Below are 15279 nucleotides of genomic sequence, written 5' to 3'. Positions count from 1 at the left end.
TTTTTTTCGAGCTAAATTCGCGATTAAGCGCGAACGAAGTCGATGTGGCTCAGTTTTGGCTTGAACGGGTGACGCTGAACAGCCTGAACTTTAACCTTAACTTCTTTACCGTCTACAACCAGAGTCAGAACTTCTTCGTAGAAACCTGGTTTAGCTTGCAGGTTCATTACGTTGTCGTGATCCAGTTCGATAGAGATCGCAGCTTCGGAACCACCATAGATGATTGCCGGGAATTTGTTAGCTGCACGCAGGCGGCGGCTCGCACCCTTGCCCTGCTCTTTGCGTTCTACTGCATTGATAGTAAACATTAACTGTTTCTCTCTTAAATAATCCTGTTACAGGCGACCCAGCAACAGGTAAGTGATCTGCTTTGCGGATGCAAAAGCGGGCGGGATTATAGCCATATCTGGCCTCGGCTTCAATGAAAAGAACCTTTAACCACGCAATTCATTCGCGCGGCGGAAGCGGCCTTCGTAATCAAATACCTTTTCCCGCACGTTCCAGAAGTTGCCATTTTTGCGGGCAACGACAAAATCCGGATGGCGCAGTGCCGATTGCTGGGCGACGACATCGGCGGCGTTTATCCAGCGCAGCGGCACGCCTGGCGCACGGCTGTGTGGTCGAATAAACAGCTGTTCAAATGCCATGCGTTGGGCTGGCGTTTGTAAGCGGAACCGTTCGCTGACATCTGCGCCATCTTCATCAAAATAGGTGATCTTCAGCCAGTCACCTTTATCGTCGCCCCCGTGTTGAAGCGTCATGCCCCCGCAGCGTAGAACCAGCGCGTCTTTTAATTTCAGCGCGGCTTTTAACATATCGTCAGGATCGACCAGAACGTGATCGCACTGGTGGCAGCGACGTGCAGCGATATCGTTTTCAGCATGACATTGCGGGCAATTTTTGAAGCGGAAACGGTAATCGCACTGCTCCCTGGAGCCATCGTCATCTTCAAACCATCCCTGACAGCGGCGGCCAAAGTGTTCAATCAATGTGCCGTCGCTGGTGGTCTTGCCCCAAAAAGTATTGGCAAAACCACAGGAAGGGCAAAAGACTTGCACGGGCACGTTGTCACTTTTGCCTTTTGCAGCGCCGGCTTCCGGCGTGAACAAGTCATGGGGATTGCCTGCATAATCGAGGATTAAACAATCTTTTTTGCCAGGCGACAGGCGCAAACCACGACCCACAATTTGCTGGTAAAGGCTGACGGATTCCGTCGGGCGTAAAATGGCAATCAGATCGACGTGTGGCGCGTCAAAGCCCGTGGTGAGCACCGAAACATTCACCAGGAAACGGAATTGCTGATTTTTGAAGGCTTCAATTAATGTATCGCGCGCTGGTCCTGGGGTATCAGCCGTAATCAACGCGGCATCGTTAGAGGGTAGCAGCGCGGTGACTTCTTTAGCGTGTTCGACAGTGGCGGCAAAAATCATTACGCCGCGCCGGTCGGCGGCAAACTCAACAATCTGGCTGATGATATGCGGGGTAATGCGTTTTTGCTGTTTCAGCTCGCGATTAAGATCCGCTTCGCTAAACAGGCCATTGGATTGCGCCTGCAAGCGGCTGAAATCGTACTGCACTACCGGCATGTCCAGCCGTTCTGGCGGTGTTAAATAGCCATGCTTAATCATGTACCGCAGCGGTAATTCGTAAATACAGTCCCGGAACAGGGCGTTTTCGTTGCCGCGCACCATGCCGTGATAGTGAAAATGGTAAATCCAGCCTTTTCCTAAACGATAAGGCGTGGCGGTCAGACCTAACAGGCGCAGCTTCGGATTCGCAGAGCGTAGATGGGCAAGGATTTGCTGATATTGGCTGTCGTCGGAATCGCCGATACGGTGGCACTCATCGACTATCAGTAATGAAAACGCGCCCTGGAATTGCTCAAGATTACGTGCAACAGACTGCACGCTGCCAAAAACCACTTTGCCGTTGCTCTCTTTACGTTGCAGCCCGGCGGCAAAAATATCGGCTTCCAGCCCTAGCGCACAATATTTTGCATGGTTTTGCGCCACGAGTTCTTTGACGTGCGCCAGCACCAGCACCCGTCCGCGAGCAACTCGGGCAAGTTCGGCAATCACCAGGCTTTTCCCCGCACCCGTTGGCAACACAATGACGGCTGGCGTGATGTGCTTGCGGAAATGGGCGAGCGTGGCGTCCACGGCTTCTTGTTGGTAGGGGCGTAAGATAAAGGACATTATTGATCAGGTCTATGAAACATCAGCGTCGATTATGCCATGAAACAGGGTTTTAGCTTGAGAGAGTTTTCTATCCCGCTATACTGGCAAACTAATTAACAGGCAAATCAATTTTTCCTTATAAAATGGGCGAATGCCCTGCTGGCCATTTGGTGCTGGCTCCTCTTTGAAACAGGCAATATTTTAATGCGACTCGATAAATTTATCTCTCAGCAACTTGGCGTGAGCCGCGCTATTTCTGGCCGTGAAATCCGTGCCAGCCGTGTCACCATTGATGGTGAAGTAGTGCGTGACGCCTCTTTTAAACTGAACCCGGAACATCAGGTTGAGTTTGATGGCCGTTCGTTGACTCAGGAAAATGGCCCTCGCTACTTTATGCTTAATAAGCCGCAGGGTTATGTCTGTTCCACCGAAGATCCGGATCACCCGACCGTGCTCTATTTCCTGGATGAGCCGATGGCGCACAAACTGCATGCTGCAGGGCGCCTGGATATTGATACCACAGGGCTGGTGCTGATGACCGATGATGGGCAATGGTCGCATCGCATTACTTCTCCGCGTCATCATTGTGAAAAAACCTATCTGGTGACGCTGGAAAATCCTGTCTCCGATGACACGGCAGAACAATTCGCCGCAGGCGTTCAATTGCATAATGAAAAAGATCTGACGTTACCGGCGGTTATGGAAGTCATCACGCCGCTTGAGGTGCGTTTGACCATTAAAGAAGGGCGTTATCACCAGGTAAAACGCATGTTCGCCGCAGTGGGGAACCATGTTGTAGGCCTGCATCGTGAGCGTATTGGCGCTGTTGCAATGGACGCCAGTCTCGCACCAGGTGAATATCGCCGCTTAACCGAAGAAGAAATTGCAAGCTTTGGCATGCCGCCACGTTAATCCCCGGAGGATGTGTTGAGTAGTAAGCAAAACTCGTCAATTGGTATTGTGGTGATACTTGGCCTGTTGGCCATGTTAATGCCGCTGTCCATCGATATGTATTTACCGGCTTTGCCGGTTATTGCCTCGGAATTTGGCGTGCCGGCTGGCAGCGCGCAAATGACGCTAAGCACCTATATTCTCGGTTTCGCTATCGGCCAGCTATTTTATGGACCGATGGCTGACAGCATTGGTCGTAAGCCTGTGGTGCTCGGGGGGACGCTCATCTTTGCCGCGGCGGCAATTGCTTGTGCGCTTTCACAGACAATTGATCACCTGATTGCGATGCGTTTTCTTCATGGCCTGTCGGCTGCCGCTGCAAGTGTCGTGATCAATGCCCTGATGCGCGATATTTATCCGAAAGAAGAGTTCTCACGCATGATGTCGTTCGTCATGCTGATAACAACCATTGCGCCGCTGGTTGCGCCAATGGTTGGGGGCGCGGTGCTGGTGTGGTTTAGCTGGCACGCCATCTTCTGGATTCTGGCGCTGGCAGCCCTGCTGGCTTCAGGGATGATTTTCTTCCTGATCCACGAAACGCTACCGGTTGAGCGTCGCCAGAAGTTTCATTTGCGTACGACGATCGGTAACTTCGCCACATTGTTCCGCCACAAACGTGTGTTGAGTTATATGCTGGCGAGCGGTTTCAGCTTTGCGGCAATGTTCTCATTTTTGAGCGCTGGGCCGTTTGTTTACATCGAGCTGAATCATGTCGCGCCGCAGCATTTCGGCTACTACTTCGCGCTTAACATTGTCTTCTTGATCATCATGACGCTGATTAACAGTCGCTTTGTGCGCCATTTTGGCCCACTGGCAATGTTCCGCTTCGGGCTGTTTGTGCAGTTTGCTATGGCAATCTGGCTGGTGGTGAGCACTGGGCTGGATCTCGGCTTTTGGTCGATGGTGCTGGGGATTGCGGTATTTGTCGGCTGCGTGTCGATGGTTTCTTCGAATGCGATGGCGGTTATTCTTGATGAATTTCCCCATATGGCGGGAACCGCCTCTTCATTGGCAGGGACATTCCGCTTTGGCATCGGCGCATTAACGGGCGCATTGCTCTCGATTGCGACCTTTAACACCGCGTGGCCTATGATTTGGTCGATTGCGGTATGCGCTACGTGTTCAATCGTTTTCTATGTCTATGCCAGTCGTCCTCGCTTAGCGACGAAATAATCCTAAAGTCATAAAACGGGTATCGCCAGATGCCCGTTCTTTAATCCAAATCAACGAAAATCTCACACAAAAGCCTACAATTTGTTTCTCAAATGTAAACGCATCAACAACAAAAAGTCACATTCTTGTAGTTAAAAAGGTTGAGTTACATCGCAGAAAGCGTTACATATAGCGCCGAAACGTGTGCAGCTCCACAAAAATAAAACGTTAAATGTGAAATGGTAGACAAATAATTACAACGGATGTAAGCGGTTTCCAGGTTGTTCACACACAATTAACCAACATTGTGTTAACCTTTATGTAAACCGTTTGTGAAATAATTTTGGATTTTTTTGGGGATACCACAGTGAATACGTTACAGCTTTCCATCGTTCATCGCTTACCACATAGCTATCGTTGGCTGGCAGGTTTTGCAGGTTCCAGAGTTGAACCGATTCCGCAAAATGGGCAGGGCGCTGAAAATTGTCTGATTGGCCTTAAATTGCTGAGCGACAGTAACAGTGATTCAGCCTGGCCGACGATGCAAAAATTAAGCCTCGCGTTACGAGATATTGAAGTGGATTCTGCGGTTGTCGAGTGTGAAGGCCAGCCTTGTCTGTTTGTTAATCGCCAGGATGAACAAACCGCAACCTGCCGCCTGAAAAACTTTGGCGTCGCGATTGCAGAGTCTTTCTCCAGCGCTAATCCATTTTAACGCTCACATTCATCAGGCAAGTGCGAGTAACTGACGTGTATATTCCGCCTGAGGCGCGGCAAAAATTTGCTGACATGCCCCTTGTTCCACCACTTCACCCTGCCGCAACACCACAACCTGATGGCACAAAGACTTCACCACTCGCAAATCATGGCTGATAAAAATGTAGGCCAGCTGATGTTTTTCCTGCAATGACTTCAGCAGTGCAAGAATTTGCGCCTGGACGGAGCGATCGAGCGAAGAGGTCGGTTCATCAAGAATCATCAACTCTGGCTGCAAAATGAGCGCCCTGGCAATCGCAATGCGCTGTCGCTGCCCGCCTGAAAACTCCGCTGGATAGCGGTGCATTGTTTCCGGATCTAATCCCACTTCCTGCATGGCAACGATCACTTTCTGCTCGCGTTGCGCAGCACTTAACGCAGGTTGATGGACGCGCAAACCCTCTTCAATAATCTGTAAAACATCCAGTCGCGGATTTAACGATGAATTCGGATCCTGAAAAACGACCTGAATACGACGGCGCAAAGGCAGCAGCTTTTTGCGATTAAGTTCATGTAACGCCACCCCATCGAACCAAATCTCACCGCTGGAATGAATGAGCCGTAACAGCGCAAGGCCAGTGGTACTTTTCCCCGAACCCGACTCCCCAACCAGGCCGATGCTTTCACCGGCACGAAGCGAAAAACTCAGATCTTTAATCCCATAGTTGTAGCCGATGGTTTTCTTGAGCAGGCCCCGACGAATGGGGAAGGCGACTTGTAAATCATGAACTTTGAGTAGGGGAGGATTCGACTCGTCAACCGGACGCGGGCTGCCAGAAGGTTCTGCCGCCAGCAGTTGCTGAGTGTAGGTATGTTGCGGCGCAGATAACAATTTCACCGCCGAGTTTTGCTCAACACATTTGCCGTAGCGCATGACCGCCACATTATCTGCAAGCTTTTTAACGATGCTGAGATTATGAGTGATAAACAACAGCCCCATATTTAGCTCTTGTTTGAGTTCTTTGAGCAGTTGCAGAATTTGCGCCTGCACGGTGACGTCCAGCGCGGTCGTCGGTTCATCGGCAATCAGCAGTTCCGGGCGGGTGAGCAGCGCCATTGCAATCATTACACGCTGGCGCTCGCCACCAGAAAGCTGGTGCGGAAAGTCACTTAAACGATTTGCCGCGTTGCGAATCCCGACTCTATCGAGGCAAGTCAGCATTTCTGCACGTGCCGCTTCACGGCGCATGCCACGGTGCAGGGATAACACTTCATAAAGCTGCTTTTCAATATTGTGTAACGGATTGAGCGAAACCATTGGCTCCTGGAAAATCATGGCGATTTTATTTCCGCGCACGGTACGAAGCAATCGTTCAGGCGCGTGTAACAATTCCTGGCCTTTAAAGAAGATTTCACCAGCGGGATAAAGCACCGGTGGTGCCGGCAATAAGCGCAAAACCGATAACGCCGTAACGCTTTTTCCGGAACCGGACTCGCCAACCAGCGCCAGCGTTTCGCCCGCATTCACCTCAAGTGATAAATCATCCACCACTTGCCTGATGGTATCGCCGCTGCGAAAAGCTACGGATAAATTCTTAATGGACAGCAGTGGAGTCGTCATATCAGTGCGCCTTGCTCGGGTCAAAGGCGTCGCGCACTGCTTCGCCAATAAAAATAAGTAACGTCAGCAAAATGGCCAGAGAGAAAAATGCGGTAATCCCAAGCCACGGAGCCTGAAGGTTATTTTTCCCTTGTAACAGTAATTCACCGAGGGACGGAGAACCAAGCGGTAGTCCGAAGCCTAAGAAATCCAGCGAGGTGAGAGTGGTAATGGAACCACAAAGGATAAACGGCAAAAATGTCAGCGTAGCCACCATGGCGTTGGGCAGCATATGACGCAGGATGATTGACCTGTCACTCACGCCCATAGCCTGCGCGGCGCGAATATAGTCGAAGTTTCGCGTACGGAGAAACTCAGCACGTACCACGCCCACCAGACTCATCCAGCCAAACAAAACGGTAATACCCAGCAGCCACCAAAAATTCGGCTGAATGACGCTTGAAAGCAGGATTATCAGGAATAACGTCGGCATTCCTGACCATACTTCGATAAAACGCTGCCCCCATAAATCCACCCGCCCGCCGTAATAGCCTTGTACCGCGCCTGCAAGAATGCCAATAACGCTGGAAAATAGCGTCAGCATCAGGCCGAAGAGGATTGAAATACGCGTGCCGTAAAGAATACGCGCCAGCACATCGCCGCCATTAGCGTCTGTTCCAAGCCAGTTCTGGCTGCTCGGGGGGAAGGAAAAGGAACCGTGGTGGCAAAGTTAATCGCATTAGAACCAAAGCGGATCGGCGCCCACAGCACCCAACCATTTTGGTTCAGGCGTTGCGCAAGCCACGGATCCTGATAATCAGCAGGGGTTGCCAGCGGGCCGCCGAAATCGCTTTCACTGTAATTGGTGAGGAAAGGAAAATAGAGACGTTCCTGATAATGCACGATGAGCGGACGATCGTTGGCTATCAACTCAGATCCAAGACTGAGCAAGAACAGAACGCCGAACATCCATAGCGACCAATAGCCACGTTTGTTTTGGCGTAAACGCGCCCAGCGGGCCTGATTAACGGGACTTAAACGGCTCATCCTCGCCCCTCGAAATCAATACGCGGATCAACCAGCGTGTAAGTAATGTCGCTCAGAATATTAAGCAGCAGACCAATCAGGGTAAAAATGTAAAGTGTGCCAAACATCACCGGATAGTCGCGAGAAATAGTCGAGTCATAGCCGAGCAATCCCAGTCCGTTAAGTGAAAACATTACTTCGATCAGCAGCGACCCGGTAAAAAACATACTGATGAACGTGGCAGGAAAACCGGCAATCACTAAAAGCATGGCGTTGCGAAACACATGCCGGTAGAGAATCTTATTTTCATCCAGCCCCTTGGCTCGAGCCGTAACGACGTATTGCTTGCGGATTTCGTCGAGAAATGAGTTTTTCGTCAGCATCGTTAACGTCGCAAAACCGCCAACCACGGTAGCTAATACTGGCAGCGTGATGTGCCAAAGATAATCAATGATTTTCCCGTACCACGGCAGGGTATCGAAATTGGTAGAAACCAGACCACGCAGCGGGAACCAGTCCAGATAACTGCCGCCGGCAAACAAAACAATCAGCAAAATAGCGAACAGGAAGGCTGGGATCGCATAGCCAATAATAATAAAAGTGCTGCTCCAGATATCAAAACTGCTGCCATTGCTGACCGCCTTTCGTATGCCGAGCGGAATCGACACCAGGTAGATAATTAAGGTGCTCCACAGACCAATCGAGATAGAAACCGGCAGGCTTTCTTTGATGAGGTTTAAAACCGATGCGCTGCGAAACAGGCTGTTGCCAAAATCAAAACGCAGGTAATCGCCCAGCATTTTGAAGTAGCGTTCATGAATGGGTTTATCAAAGCCGTAGCGATGGGTGATTTCGGCAATCACTTCCGGGTCGAGGCCGCGAGCACCGCGATACTGGCTGTCAGTTGCGTTAGCTACGCCAACACGGGCATGGCCGCTGCCCATGGTGTCTGTTGCCATACCAGGAACACCGACGCCGTGACCTAACTGAATGGCGGCGATAGCCTGATCAACAGGGCCGCCAGGCGCTATCTGAACAATGAAAAAATTGATGGTGATGATCGCCCATAACGTGGGGATGATTAGCAGCATGCGACGTAACAGATAACTTCCCATGTGTGCCCTTAACGTCGGTTTTCTGGTAGTTGAGCGGCTTTGTTGACGTCATACCACCAGGTATCAAACCCGGTGGTGTATAACGGATGAATCGCAGGTTTTGAGAATTTACTCCACCAGGCAAAGCGGTCTGCGGCCATGTACCACATGGGAATCATGTAATAATTCCACGTCAGAACACGATCCAGCGCACGGCCTAACGGCAGCAGTTTTTGTTTATTACCTTGATTAGCCACAATCTGAGAAGCCAGTTTGTCGATGACCGGGTTTTTTACGCCAGGGGCATTGTAGGTGGAATCGACATATTCGGATGCCCACGCGATTTGTACATCCGCGCTGGGGTAAGGCATTGCGCTGTAGAGTGTTGGCATCATGTCATAATCGCGGGTGCGCAGGCGGTTGGTCAGTTGCGAGTTATCGACCTGGCGAATTTCCATCGTGACCCCCAGTCGTTGCAGGTTGTGCTGGAAGGGTAAAATCCATTGTGTATTACCGGTAGTGGCCGTCAGTAATTCAAAGGTGAAGGGTTTCCCCGTTTTAACATTGATAAGTTTTTGGTCTTTAAGTTCCCATCCAGCCTCTTTGAATAACGCCAGAGCTTTGAGTAGATTGTCACGATCAAAACCATTTCCGCTGGATTTTGGCGGGTTGTAGACAGTCGTGAAGATTTCTGGCGGTAAGTCTTTTTTCATCGGGGCCAGTAAAGTCAGCTCATCGGCATCAGGGTAATCACGAGCGGCATACTCGGTGTTCTGGAAATAGCTGTTGGCACGGCTGTAGGCGTTATAAAAAAGCGCCTTGTTCATCCATTCAAAATCAAATGCCAGGCCAACGGCTTCGCGGACTTTTCGGTCTGCAAAGATCGGGCGTTGGACATTAAAAGCCAGCCAGCGCGTATCTTGCGCCGCTTCGTTAGGTTGTTCTTCTTTGACGATGAAATGATTAGCGAAGTTTTTACCGATGTAACGGGTTGCCCAGTTCTTGGCCGATGCTTCGTTGCGAAAATCAAACGCACCGGCTTTGAAGGCCTCGAAGGCGACATTATCGTCAAGATAATAATCATAACGGATGGAGTCAAAATTCCAGCGCCCACGGTTGACGGGCAAATTGGCGGCCCAGTAATCTCTGACGCGTGAATAGGTGATGTACTGCCCCATACGCCACGCGGTAATTTTATAAGGGCCGCTGGCTGGAGGTGGCTTAGAAAGGGGGTCGCTGAGCTTATGGTCTTTCCAGAATTGCTCAGGGAACACTGGCAGAGAGAACAGCCCCAGCATTCGTTCTTTGCTCGGTTCTGCAAGCTCGATGCGCACCGTTAAAGGCGCGATAGCTTTGACCTTCGCACCTTTATAAATCAGCCGAAACTGCGGTACACCTTCGGTCATGAATTTATTAAAAGTGAAGGCAACATCGCTGGCTTTAATCGGGGTGCCATCATGAAAACGCGCCCGAGGATTAATTTCGATTTCAGCCCAGGCAAAGTTGTCAGGGTAACGCGCCATTTCACCAATTAACGGGTAGTAGCTGCCGGGTTCATCATCGGAAGTGGTAAACAGCGTGTCATAAAGAGTTTCAGTGCGCACACCCGCATTGCCACGCAAAGCATAACGGTTGAAATTATCAAAGGTCCCTATCGCCGAGAGCGTGATGTTTCCGCCCTTTGGGGCCGCAGGATTGACGTAATCGAAATGGGTGAAATTGATGGCGTATTTAGGCTCACCTAAAACGGCAAATGAATAACTTTCCTTGATGTTTTCGGCCTGGCTTTGGAAAGTCATCAGGCAAAGGCTTAGCAGAGCGAAGGCGCGAGCTAACATCGTATGGGCCAATCCTTGTAACGTCATGATGATGAATCATAAGTTATACCCACGATACTTCAAGCCGCATCTTTGTCAGACGTCAGGAGTTACTCTGAAAAACCCGCACCTTTAAGCTCATCGTACGTTTTTGTTTCCTCTTCCCATTCCTTCAATTGCTCGAAGGTGAGAGGGCGTGCGAAGTAGAAGCCCTGCAAGTAATTAACACCCTGTTCCATTAGCCATCTGGCTTGCTCTGGCGTTTCAACACCTTCGGCAACGGTGGTCATGCTCAGTTTTCGGGCAAGCGTTAACACCGCATCAAGCACCGGAGAAGTGACTGTTTCAAGGCCAATAGAATTCACAAAGCCTCTGTCTATCTTGAGATAATCAAGTTTGAAACGCTCAAGATAAATCAGTGCACTGTGTCCGGTTCCAAAATCATCAACCGCAATTTCATACCCTTGCTCGTGCATCCAGTGGAACAGGCAGCTGGCTTCGTTTTCCTTAACCATATCGCGTTCCGTGATTTCAAAAATTAGCTGAAAATGATGAGGGGGTAATGAGGCAGCAAAAGCCTGAATATCTTCTTTGAAAGTGGGAGAGTGCAGATGGCTGGGAGCCAGATTGACACCGAGTCGCGCCCCTGCGGGTAAAACTTGTTGCAGCCTTCTGGCATCACGCGCAATTAACTCAAATAAATGGCGTGTGAGGGGAACAATCAGTTGCTGTGCTTCTGCAAAAGCAATAAATGCATCGGGGGGGATAGACCCTGCAATAGGGTGGTTCCAGCGCATCAAGACTTCAACGCCGGACATTTTCAAATTTTTGGCATTCACAACCGGTTGATAAACGACATAAAACTGCCCGCGTTTAATCCCTGTGAGAATTTCTTTACCTGAGCGTAATCGTATCGTCAATAACCAGGCGCATAACGCTGCACCAAGAATACCGAAGACAAGCCCGGTCAGGATCGAGATTTGAATATCTTCGACGGGCCAGGTTTTACCGTACAACGCTATCCTGATGGGATAGCCTTTGATGGAGACCACGCGAGTGGGATGCCGCGGCAGCTCAGATACATTCATCACATTGCTGGAAAGGGTGGTCAGCGCTTTGTCACCAGCGATTATCGCCATTGATAGCACATCACTTTGGCGGGTGGAGAACAGTAAATAAGGTGTGAGGTTCACATTCAGCGTCGCGAAAACACCTTTCCCTTGAATCACCGGGTTTTTAAACCATGCGGCAATCGTGGGTTTGCCCGGCATCATGGGAGTGCCATGTAAGATATCAATATCGATATCGGCGTTGATGTCTATATCAGGGACAAGCTCGTGCATATCGAGCATCATGCCGCCCGTTGCAGAAGAGCAGTAAGCAAAACCATCACGAACTAAAACAAAAGCGCGAACGTTAGCGTTAAAAGCAGCGCTTGAGGTCAGCTCGCCCGAAACCTGGTGGCAATCAGAAAGAGTTAATGGCTGAATACCGCTGGTCGTGGATTGAAGATCTTGAAAAAAGTTACTCAGATAATCGCGGATATCTGTGGAAAGCGTGTCATAGCTTGCCTCCCGCTTACTGTGTAGCGTCAGACTGGTTATTCCACCGATGAGCAGCGCGGTAAGTACACCAGCCAAAATACTGAAGGCGGCGATTTGCCGGACTGAGGTGAAGTATCGTGAAAAAAGTATTTTCGAAAACATGGATAAATGGTTCCTGCATGAGCAAGAGACTTATGTTTATAAGTATTTTTTCCGACTATAACGCAAAAGTTGCAACTGCGTCATAAAGTTTCGAACGTAAATTATAAATATTGTTAAAACGGATAAGCGAATGAATTCTAAGCCAAAATTTAGGCAACAAAAAACGCTGCCTGGGCAGCGTTATTTTATCGTCTCGTTGTTTTGCTTTTTTTTTGCAGCACAGCCAAGGGAGTAACTGTCTGCAGTCAGTGCATTAACTGCGGCTCAATACACGGCGCGCTTCGTTATAACGCTTTTTCCAATACGGTTCGTCCATGCTTGAAATCGTCACACCACTGCTGGTGGAAGCATGTACAAACTGATTATTACCGATGTAGATACCAACATGTCGACCCGTTGAACCTGCGCGGAACAGAACTAAATCACCCGTACGTAATTTACTACGTGAAATTGATTTACCTGAATCCTGCTGTTCAGACGTTGAACGAGGCAATTCTAAACCAAATTGTTCGCGGAATGTACGCTGCACGAATGCAGAACAATCAATTCCACTTCTGTTGCTGCCACCAAGACGATAACGAACGCCTTTCCAGCTTGCATATTGATCCATGAGACGTGATTTCACATCTACATTACGGACCATCTCTTCGAATTCATCCTGAGAGGCTTGCAGTAAAAAACCATCTTTATTGCTGACTGCATGCGTCTCAGAATGCATATTTGCGGTGTTTGTCGAACTACATGCTGACAGCATTACTGCCACAGCAACGGCGGGAATTACCCGCAAGATATATCTCAAAATAGGCTGAGATTTGACCATTATGTTTGTTATCCCTTGGTGTCCTTAACGATAAATATCGTTATACAAAATGCCAACGTGACGAGACTAATTATCTGGGCTCCATGAAACAATTGCTTAAGAGCAAAACTGTGGCATGACGCACAAATTTATTCACACTGCGAATGTATTGGCTTAAAAGCACAAAACGTATCCGAGGTTACCCTATCAACACTGGCGTGGCGAGAGCTTTTGAAGGTTTTTTTATAAGAAATTGTGATGTTAAAAGACAACAAGAAATATTGCACAATTGTTAACCATTGCTGGTGTTTATATATGCAGGTGATTCATTTGCCTGGAGAAGGTGAAAGGTTAAATATTAGCCTATTGCAGTGTTGGATAAAAAAACATCAGTGAACGTTTCCGAACCCTGATGTTTAACGGGAAATGATGTTTATATGATGTTGCTTGCTTATTTCTTTCTGCCCGGCAAATAACGATCCAGCAGGCTAATTAACCAGTCGCTTAGTGGGGTTAATAATGCCCAGGGTAAACAGACAAGCGCCACAGATAACGAGCCAACGAAGATATCGGTGAACCAATGCGCACCAATCATCACGCGCGGCAACATGAAGATCAGGAAAATTATCACCGCAATAGCAAACGCTTTTTTGCCGAAATATCGCAGCATGAAACCAGTGAAAATCAGAAGCATTAATCCATGATCGCCAGGGAAACTGTCTGATGAAGCATCCTTAGTGGGGAAATGCAGCAATTCGCTGACGCGATAAATATCGGTGAAATAAAGCGTCGGGCTGACGTGAGATTCCGGAATTAAATGGCCGAGCTGATTAATGATAATTGCGCAAAATAGCATCACAATTCCCATGATAACCATGCGACGACGACCGATTGCGGACTCTTTGCGCCAGTACCAGAAAAACAATGAACCCATGGCTAAGAGTGAAATACCATCGAACACCCGGTTATTGGTTATTGCCACCAGTTCCAGAAAGGCGCGGCTTTTAACCAGTGCCTGGTTGAAGAAATGGAAGATTGTGGAATCAAGTACGAACCATGAACCATGGCCCGCGGGCAGATACCAACTAAAAAATAATGCTAAACCCAGGGCGTTTAGCACCAGAATCGAGGGGAGTCGAATATTATTCATGCAAAACCACAAAATCATTAACAAAGGTGAAAGGGTAGACTTACAAACTTAAACGTAGCTTCAACAACGAGTTTTGTAACGCGTTCCAGTCCACTTCACCGCTATGAATCAACTCTATACGGCTATCTGGCGGAGCAACGTTCTGCGTCTCGATATGAAAATCCTGTCCCTGGCGATTAATGCGCACTAAGCCTTCAGTGATGCGCAGGACTCCTTTCACGCGTTCAACGGGAGCAAGTCTAGCCCATTCCAGAATACCCACTGTGTCAAAAAGTGTGTCTGCATCAAAAATCCAGCCGCAGCCTGTATAGCCCTGGCCGCTATTAATGCTGCGTCTCCAGCGTTGATGCTCAGGTAAACTGAGGGCGGCAAGCCCACGCGCCGCAGCATGGCTATGGCTATGTTCCGGGCTGGATGGCAGTTCCCGCAGGTTCAGCCGCGGTTTGTCGAGCAGGCTGATATCAATGTTGCCGTTCTGCGCATGGATAACTTCACGTTCACCGCCTTCACGTTGTAGCCATTCGCTCAGGGCGCTCCGGCTCACTTCGCTTGCGTGGTCTTCTTTATTAGCAATGATGATATCGGCGGCGGCGAGCTGGTCGCGGAAGTTGTCATTATTTACTGCGCGTTCGTCCAGCAACTGGCGTGGGTCCAGCAAACACAGTGTCGCGTGGAGCTCAATCCACGGTTGGTAAACTTCGGCGGTGAGCATATCGAGAATTTGTTTCGGATGACCGAGGCCGGTGGGTTCGATAAGAAGGCGGTCAGGTTTGCCCTGGCGCAGCAACGTATTCAGACCGACCTGCATCGGCAGCCCGTTCACACAACACATGCAACCGCCGGGGATTTCTTTTAATAATGCGCCGCTGTCGGCTAACAACGCGCCGTCGATACCGACTTCCCCAAATTCGTTGACCAGCACCGCCCATTTTTCATGTTCTGGTTTATTGGCCAGCAAATGCAAAATCGTGGTGGTTTTTCCGCTACCGAGGAACCCGGTAATTAAGTTGGTTTTAGTCACAGGCGCTCCGGACAGGTTAACTGAATCTTTAAGTTTCCCTATCCTGAACGACATTGACCAAAAATTGAAGCGTGAACGGTCTTCATGTCC

12 protein-coding genes and 1 pseudogene are annotated in these 15279 nt (G+C 49.3%); 3 read left to right on the top strand and 10 right to left on the bottom strand.

Annotation, left to right across the window (positions count from 1 at the left end):
- Positions 1-23 precede the first annotated feature (23 nt).
- Together rplY and radD are read right to left on the bottom strand one after the other, a co-directional pair.
- Positions 24-308: a 50S ribosomal protein L25 gene (gene rplY, locus AC0IWZ_RS14260; protein ID WP_034497069.1), complete on the bottom strand. Its 285-nt coding sequence runs from the start codon at positions 306-308 to the stop codon at positions 24-26.
- A gap of 126 nt (positions 309-434) precedes the next feature.
- Positions 435-2195 carry a DNA repair helicase RadD gene (gene radD, locus AC0IWZ_RS14255; protein ID WP_471676976.1) on the bottom strand — a complete coding sequence of 587 codons (1761 nt, stop codon included), beginning with the start codon at positions 2193-2195 and terminating at the stop codon, positions 435-437.
- A gap of 186 nt (positions 2196-2381) precedes the next feature.
- On the opposite strand from radD, the gene rsuA reads away from it, so the two are divergent.
- The 3 genes from rsuA to AC0IWZ_RS14240 all read left to right on the top strand — a co-directional run bounded on the left by rsuA (position 2382) and on the right by AC0IWZ_RS14240 (position 4995).
- Positions 2382-3089, top strand: a complete 708-nt coding sequence (rsuA, locus tag AC0IWZ_RS14250) for a 16S rRNA pseudouridine(516) synthase RsuA (protein ID WP_034497065.1) — start codon at positions 2382-2384, stop codon at positions 3087-3089.
- Between the two features lie 15 nt (positions 3090-3104).
- A complete protein-coding gene (locus AC0IWZ_RS14245) occupies positions 3105-4301 on the top strand; it encodes a Bcr/CflA family multidrug efflux MFS transporter (protein ID WP_115627766.1) in 1197 nt (398 codons plus the stop codon).
- Between the two features lie 346 nt (positions 4302-4647).
- The gene (locus AC0IWZ_RS14240) at positions 4648-4995 is read left to right on the top strand and encodes a YejG family protein (RefSeq protein ID WP_034497123.1); all 348 of its coding nucleotides are present in this window, start codon (positions 4648-4650) and stop codon (positions 4993-4995) included.
- Positions 4996-5007: 12 nt separating this feature from the next.
- On the opposite strand, the gene yejF is transcribed toward AC0IWZ_RS14240, so the two are convergent.
- The 8 genes and pseudogenes from yejF to AC0IWZ_RS14200 all read right to left on the bottom strand — a co-directional run bounded on the left by yejF (position 5008) and on the right by AC0IWZ_RS14200 (position 15189).
- The gene (gene yejF, locus AC0IWZ_RS14235) at positions 5008-6597 is read right to left on the bottom strand and encodes a microcin C ABC transporter ATP-binding protein YejF (protein WP_471676977.1); all 1590 of its coding nucleotides are present in this window, start codon (positions 6595-6597) and stop codon (positions 5008-5010) included.
- A gap of 1 nt (position 6598) precedes the next feature.
- A pseudogene (locus AC0IWZ_RS14230) lies at positions 6599-7623 on the bottom strand (microcin C ABC transporter permease).
- Positions 7620-8717, bottom strand: coding sequence for a microcin C ABC transporter permease YejB (locus tag AC0IWZ_RS14225; RefSeq protein WP_471676978.1), 1098 nt, complete (start codon positions 8715-8717; stop codon positions 7620-7622). Before AC0IWZ_RS14225 ends, AC0IWZ_RS14230 begins: the two are co-directional and overlap by 4 nt.
- Positions 8718-8725: 8 nt before the next feature.
- Positions 8726-10534: an extracellular solute-binding protein gene (locus tag AC0IWZ_RS14220; protein ID WP_471676979.1), complete on the bottom strand. Its 1809-nt coding sequence runs from the start codon at positions 10532-10534 to the stop codon at positions 8726-8728.
- 89 nt (positions 10535-10623) lie between these two features.
- A complete protein-coding gene (locus tag AC0IWZ_RS14215; RefSeq protein WP_471676980.1) occupies positions 10624-12219 on the bottom strand; it encodes a cyclic di-GMP phosphodiesterase in 1596 nt (531 codons plus the stop codon).
- Between the two features lie 253 nt (positions 12220-12472).
- A complete protein-coding gene (gene mepS / locus AC0IWZ_RS14210; protein ID WP_471676981.1) occupies positions 12473-13039 on the bottom strand; it encodes a bifunctional murein DD-endopeptidase/murein LD-carboxypeptidase in 567 nt (188 codons plus the stop codon).
- Between the two features lie 430 nt (positions 13040-13469).
- Positions 13470-14168 (bottom strand): phosphatase PAP2 family protein, encoded by a 699-nt coding sequence (locus AC0IWZ_RS14205; protein ID WP_034497044.1) that lies wholly within the window; start codon positions 14166-14168, stop codon positions 13470-13472.
- A 40-nt stretch (positions 14169-14208) separates the two neighbouring features.
- A complete protein-coding gene (locus tag AC0IWZ_RS14200; protein ID WP_410373378.1) occupies positions 14209-15189 on the bottom strand; it encodes a CobW family GTP-binding protein in 981 nt (326 codons plus the stop codon).
- Positions 15190-15279: the final 90 nt, after the last annotated feature.

Source organism: Buttiauxella sp. AC142 (genome assembly GCF_979253435.1).
The sequence above is the reverse complement of the archived record's forward strand: the minus strand, read 5'-3'. Positions and strand labels throughout refer to the sequence as shown.

Coding starts and splice junctions, on each gene's coding strand:
- AC0IWZ_RS14205 (WP_034497044.1), bottom strand. CDS start 14,168: ATGAATAATATTCGACTCCCCTCGATTCTGGTGCTAAACGCCCTGGGT.
- mepS (WP_471676981.1), bottom strand. CDS start 13,039: ATGGTCAAATCTCAGCCTATTTTGAGATATATCTTGCGGGTAATTCCC.
- radD (WP_471676976.1), bottom strand. CDS start 2,195: ATGTCCTTTATCTTACGCCCCTACCAACAAGAAGCCGTGGACGCCACG.
- AC0IWZ_RS14220 (WP_471676979.1), bottom strand. CDS start 10,534: ATGTTAGCTCGCGCCTTCGCTCTGCTAAGCCTTTGCCTGATGACTTTC.
- yejF (WP_471676977.1), bottom strand. CDS start 6,597: ATGACGACTCCACTGCTGTCCATTAAGAATTTATCCGTAGCTTTTCGC.
- rsuA (WP_034497065.1), top strand. CDS start 2,382: ATGCGACTCGATAAATTTATCTCTCAGCAACTTGGCGTGAGCCGCGCT.
- AC0IWZ_RS14225 (WP_471676978.1), bottom strand. CDS start 8,717: ATGGGAAGTTATCTGTTACGTCGCATGCTGCTAATCATCCCCACGTTA.
- rplY (WP_034497069.1), bottom strand. CDS start 308: ATGTTTACTATCAATGCAGTAGAACGCAAAGAGCAGGGCAAGGGTGCG.
- AC0IWZ_RS14215 (WP_471676980.1), bottom strand. CDS start 12,219: ATGTTTTCGAAAATACTTTTTTCACGATACTTCACCTCAGTCCGGCAA.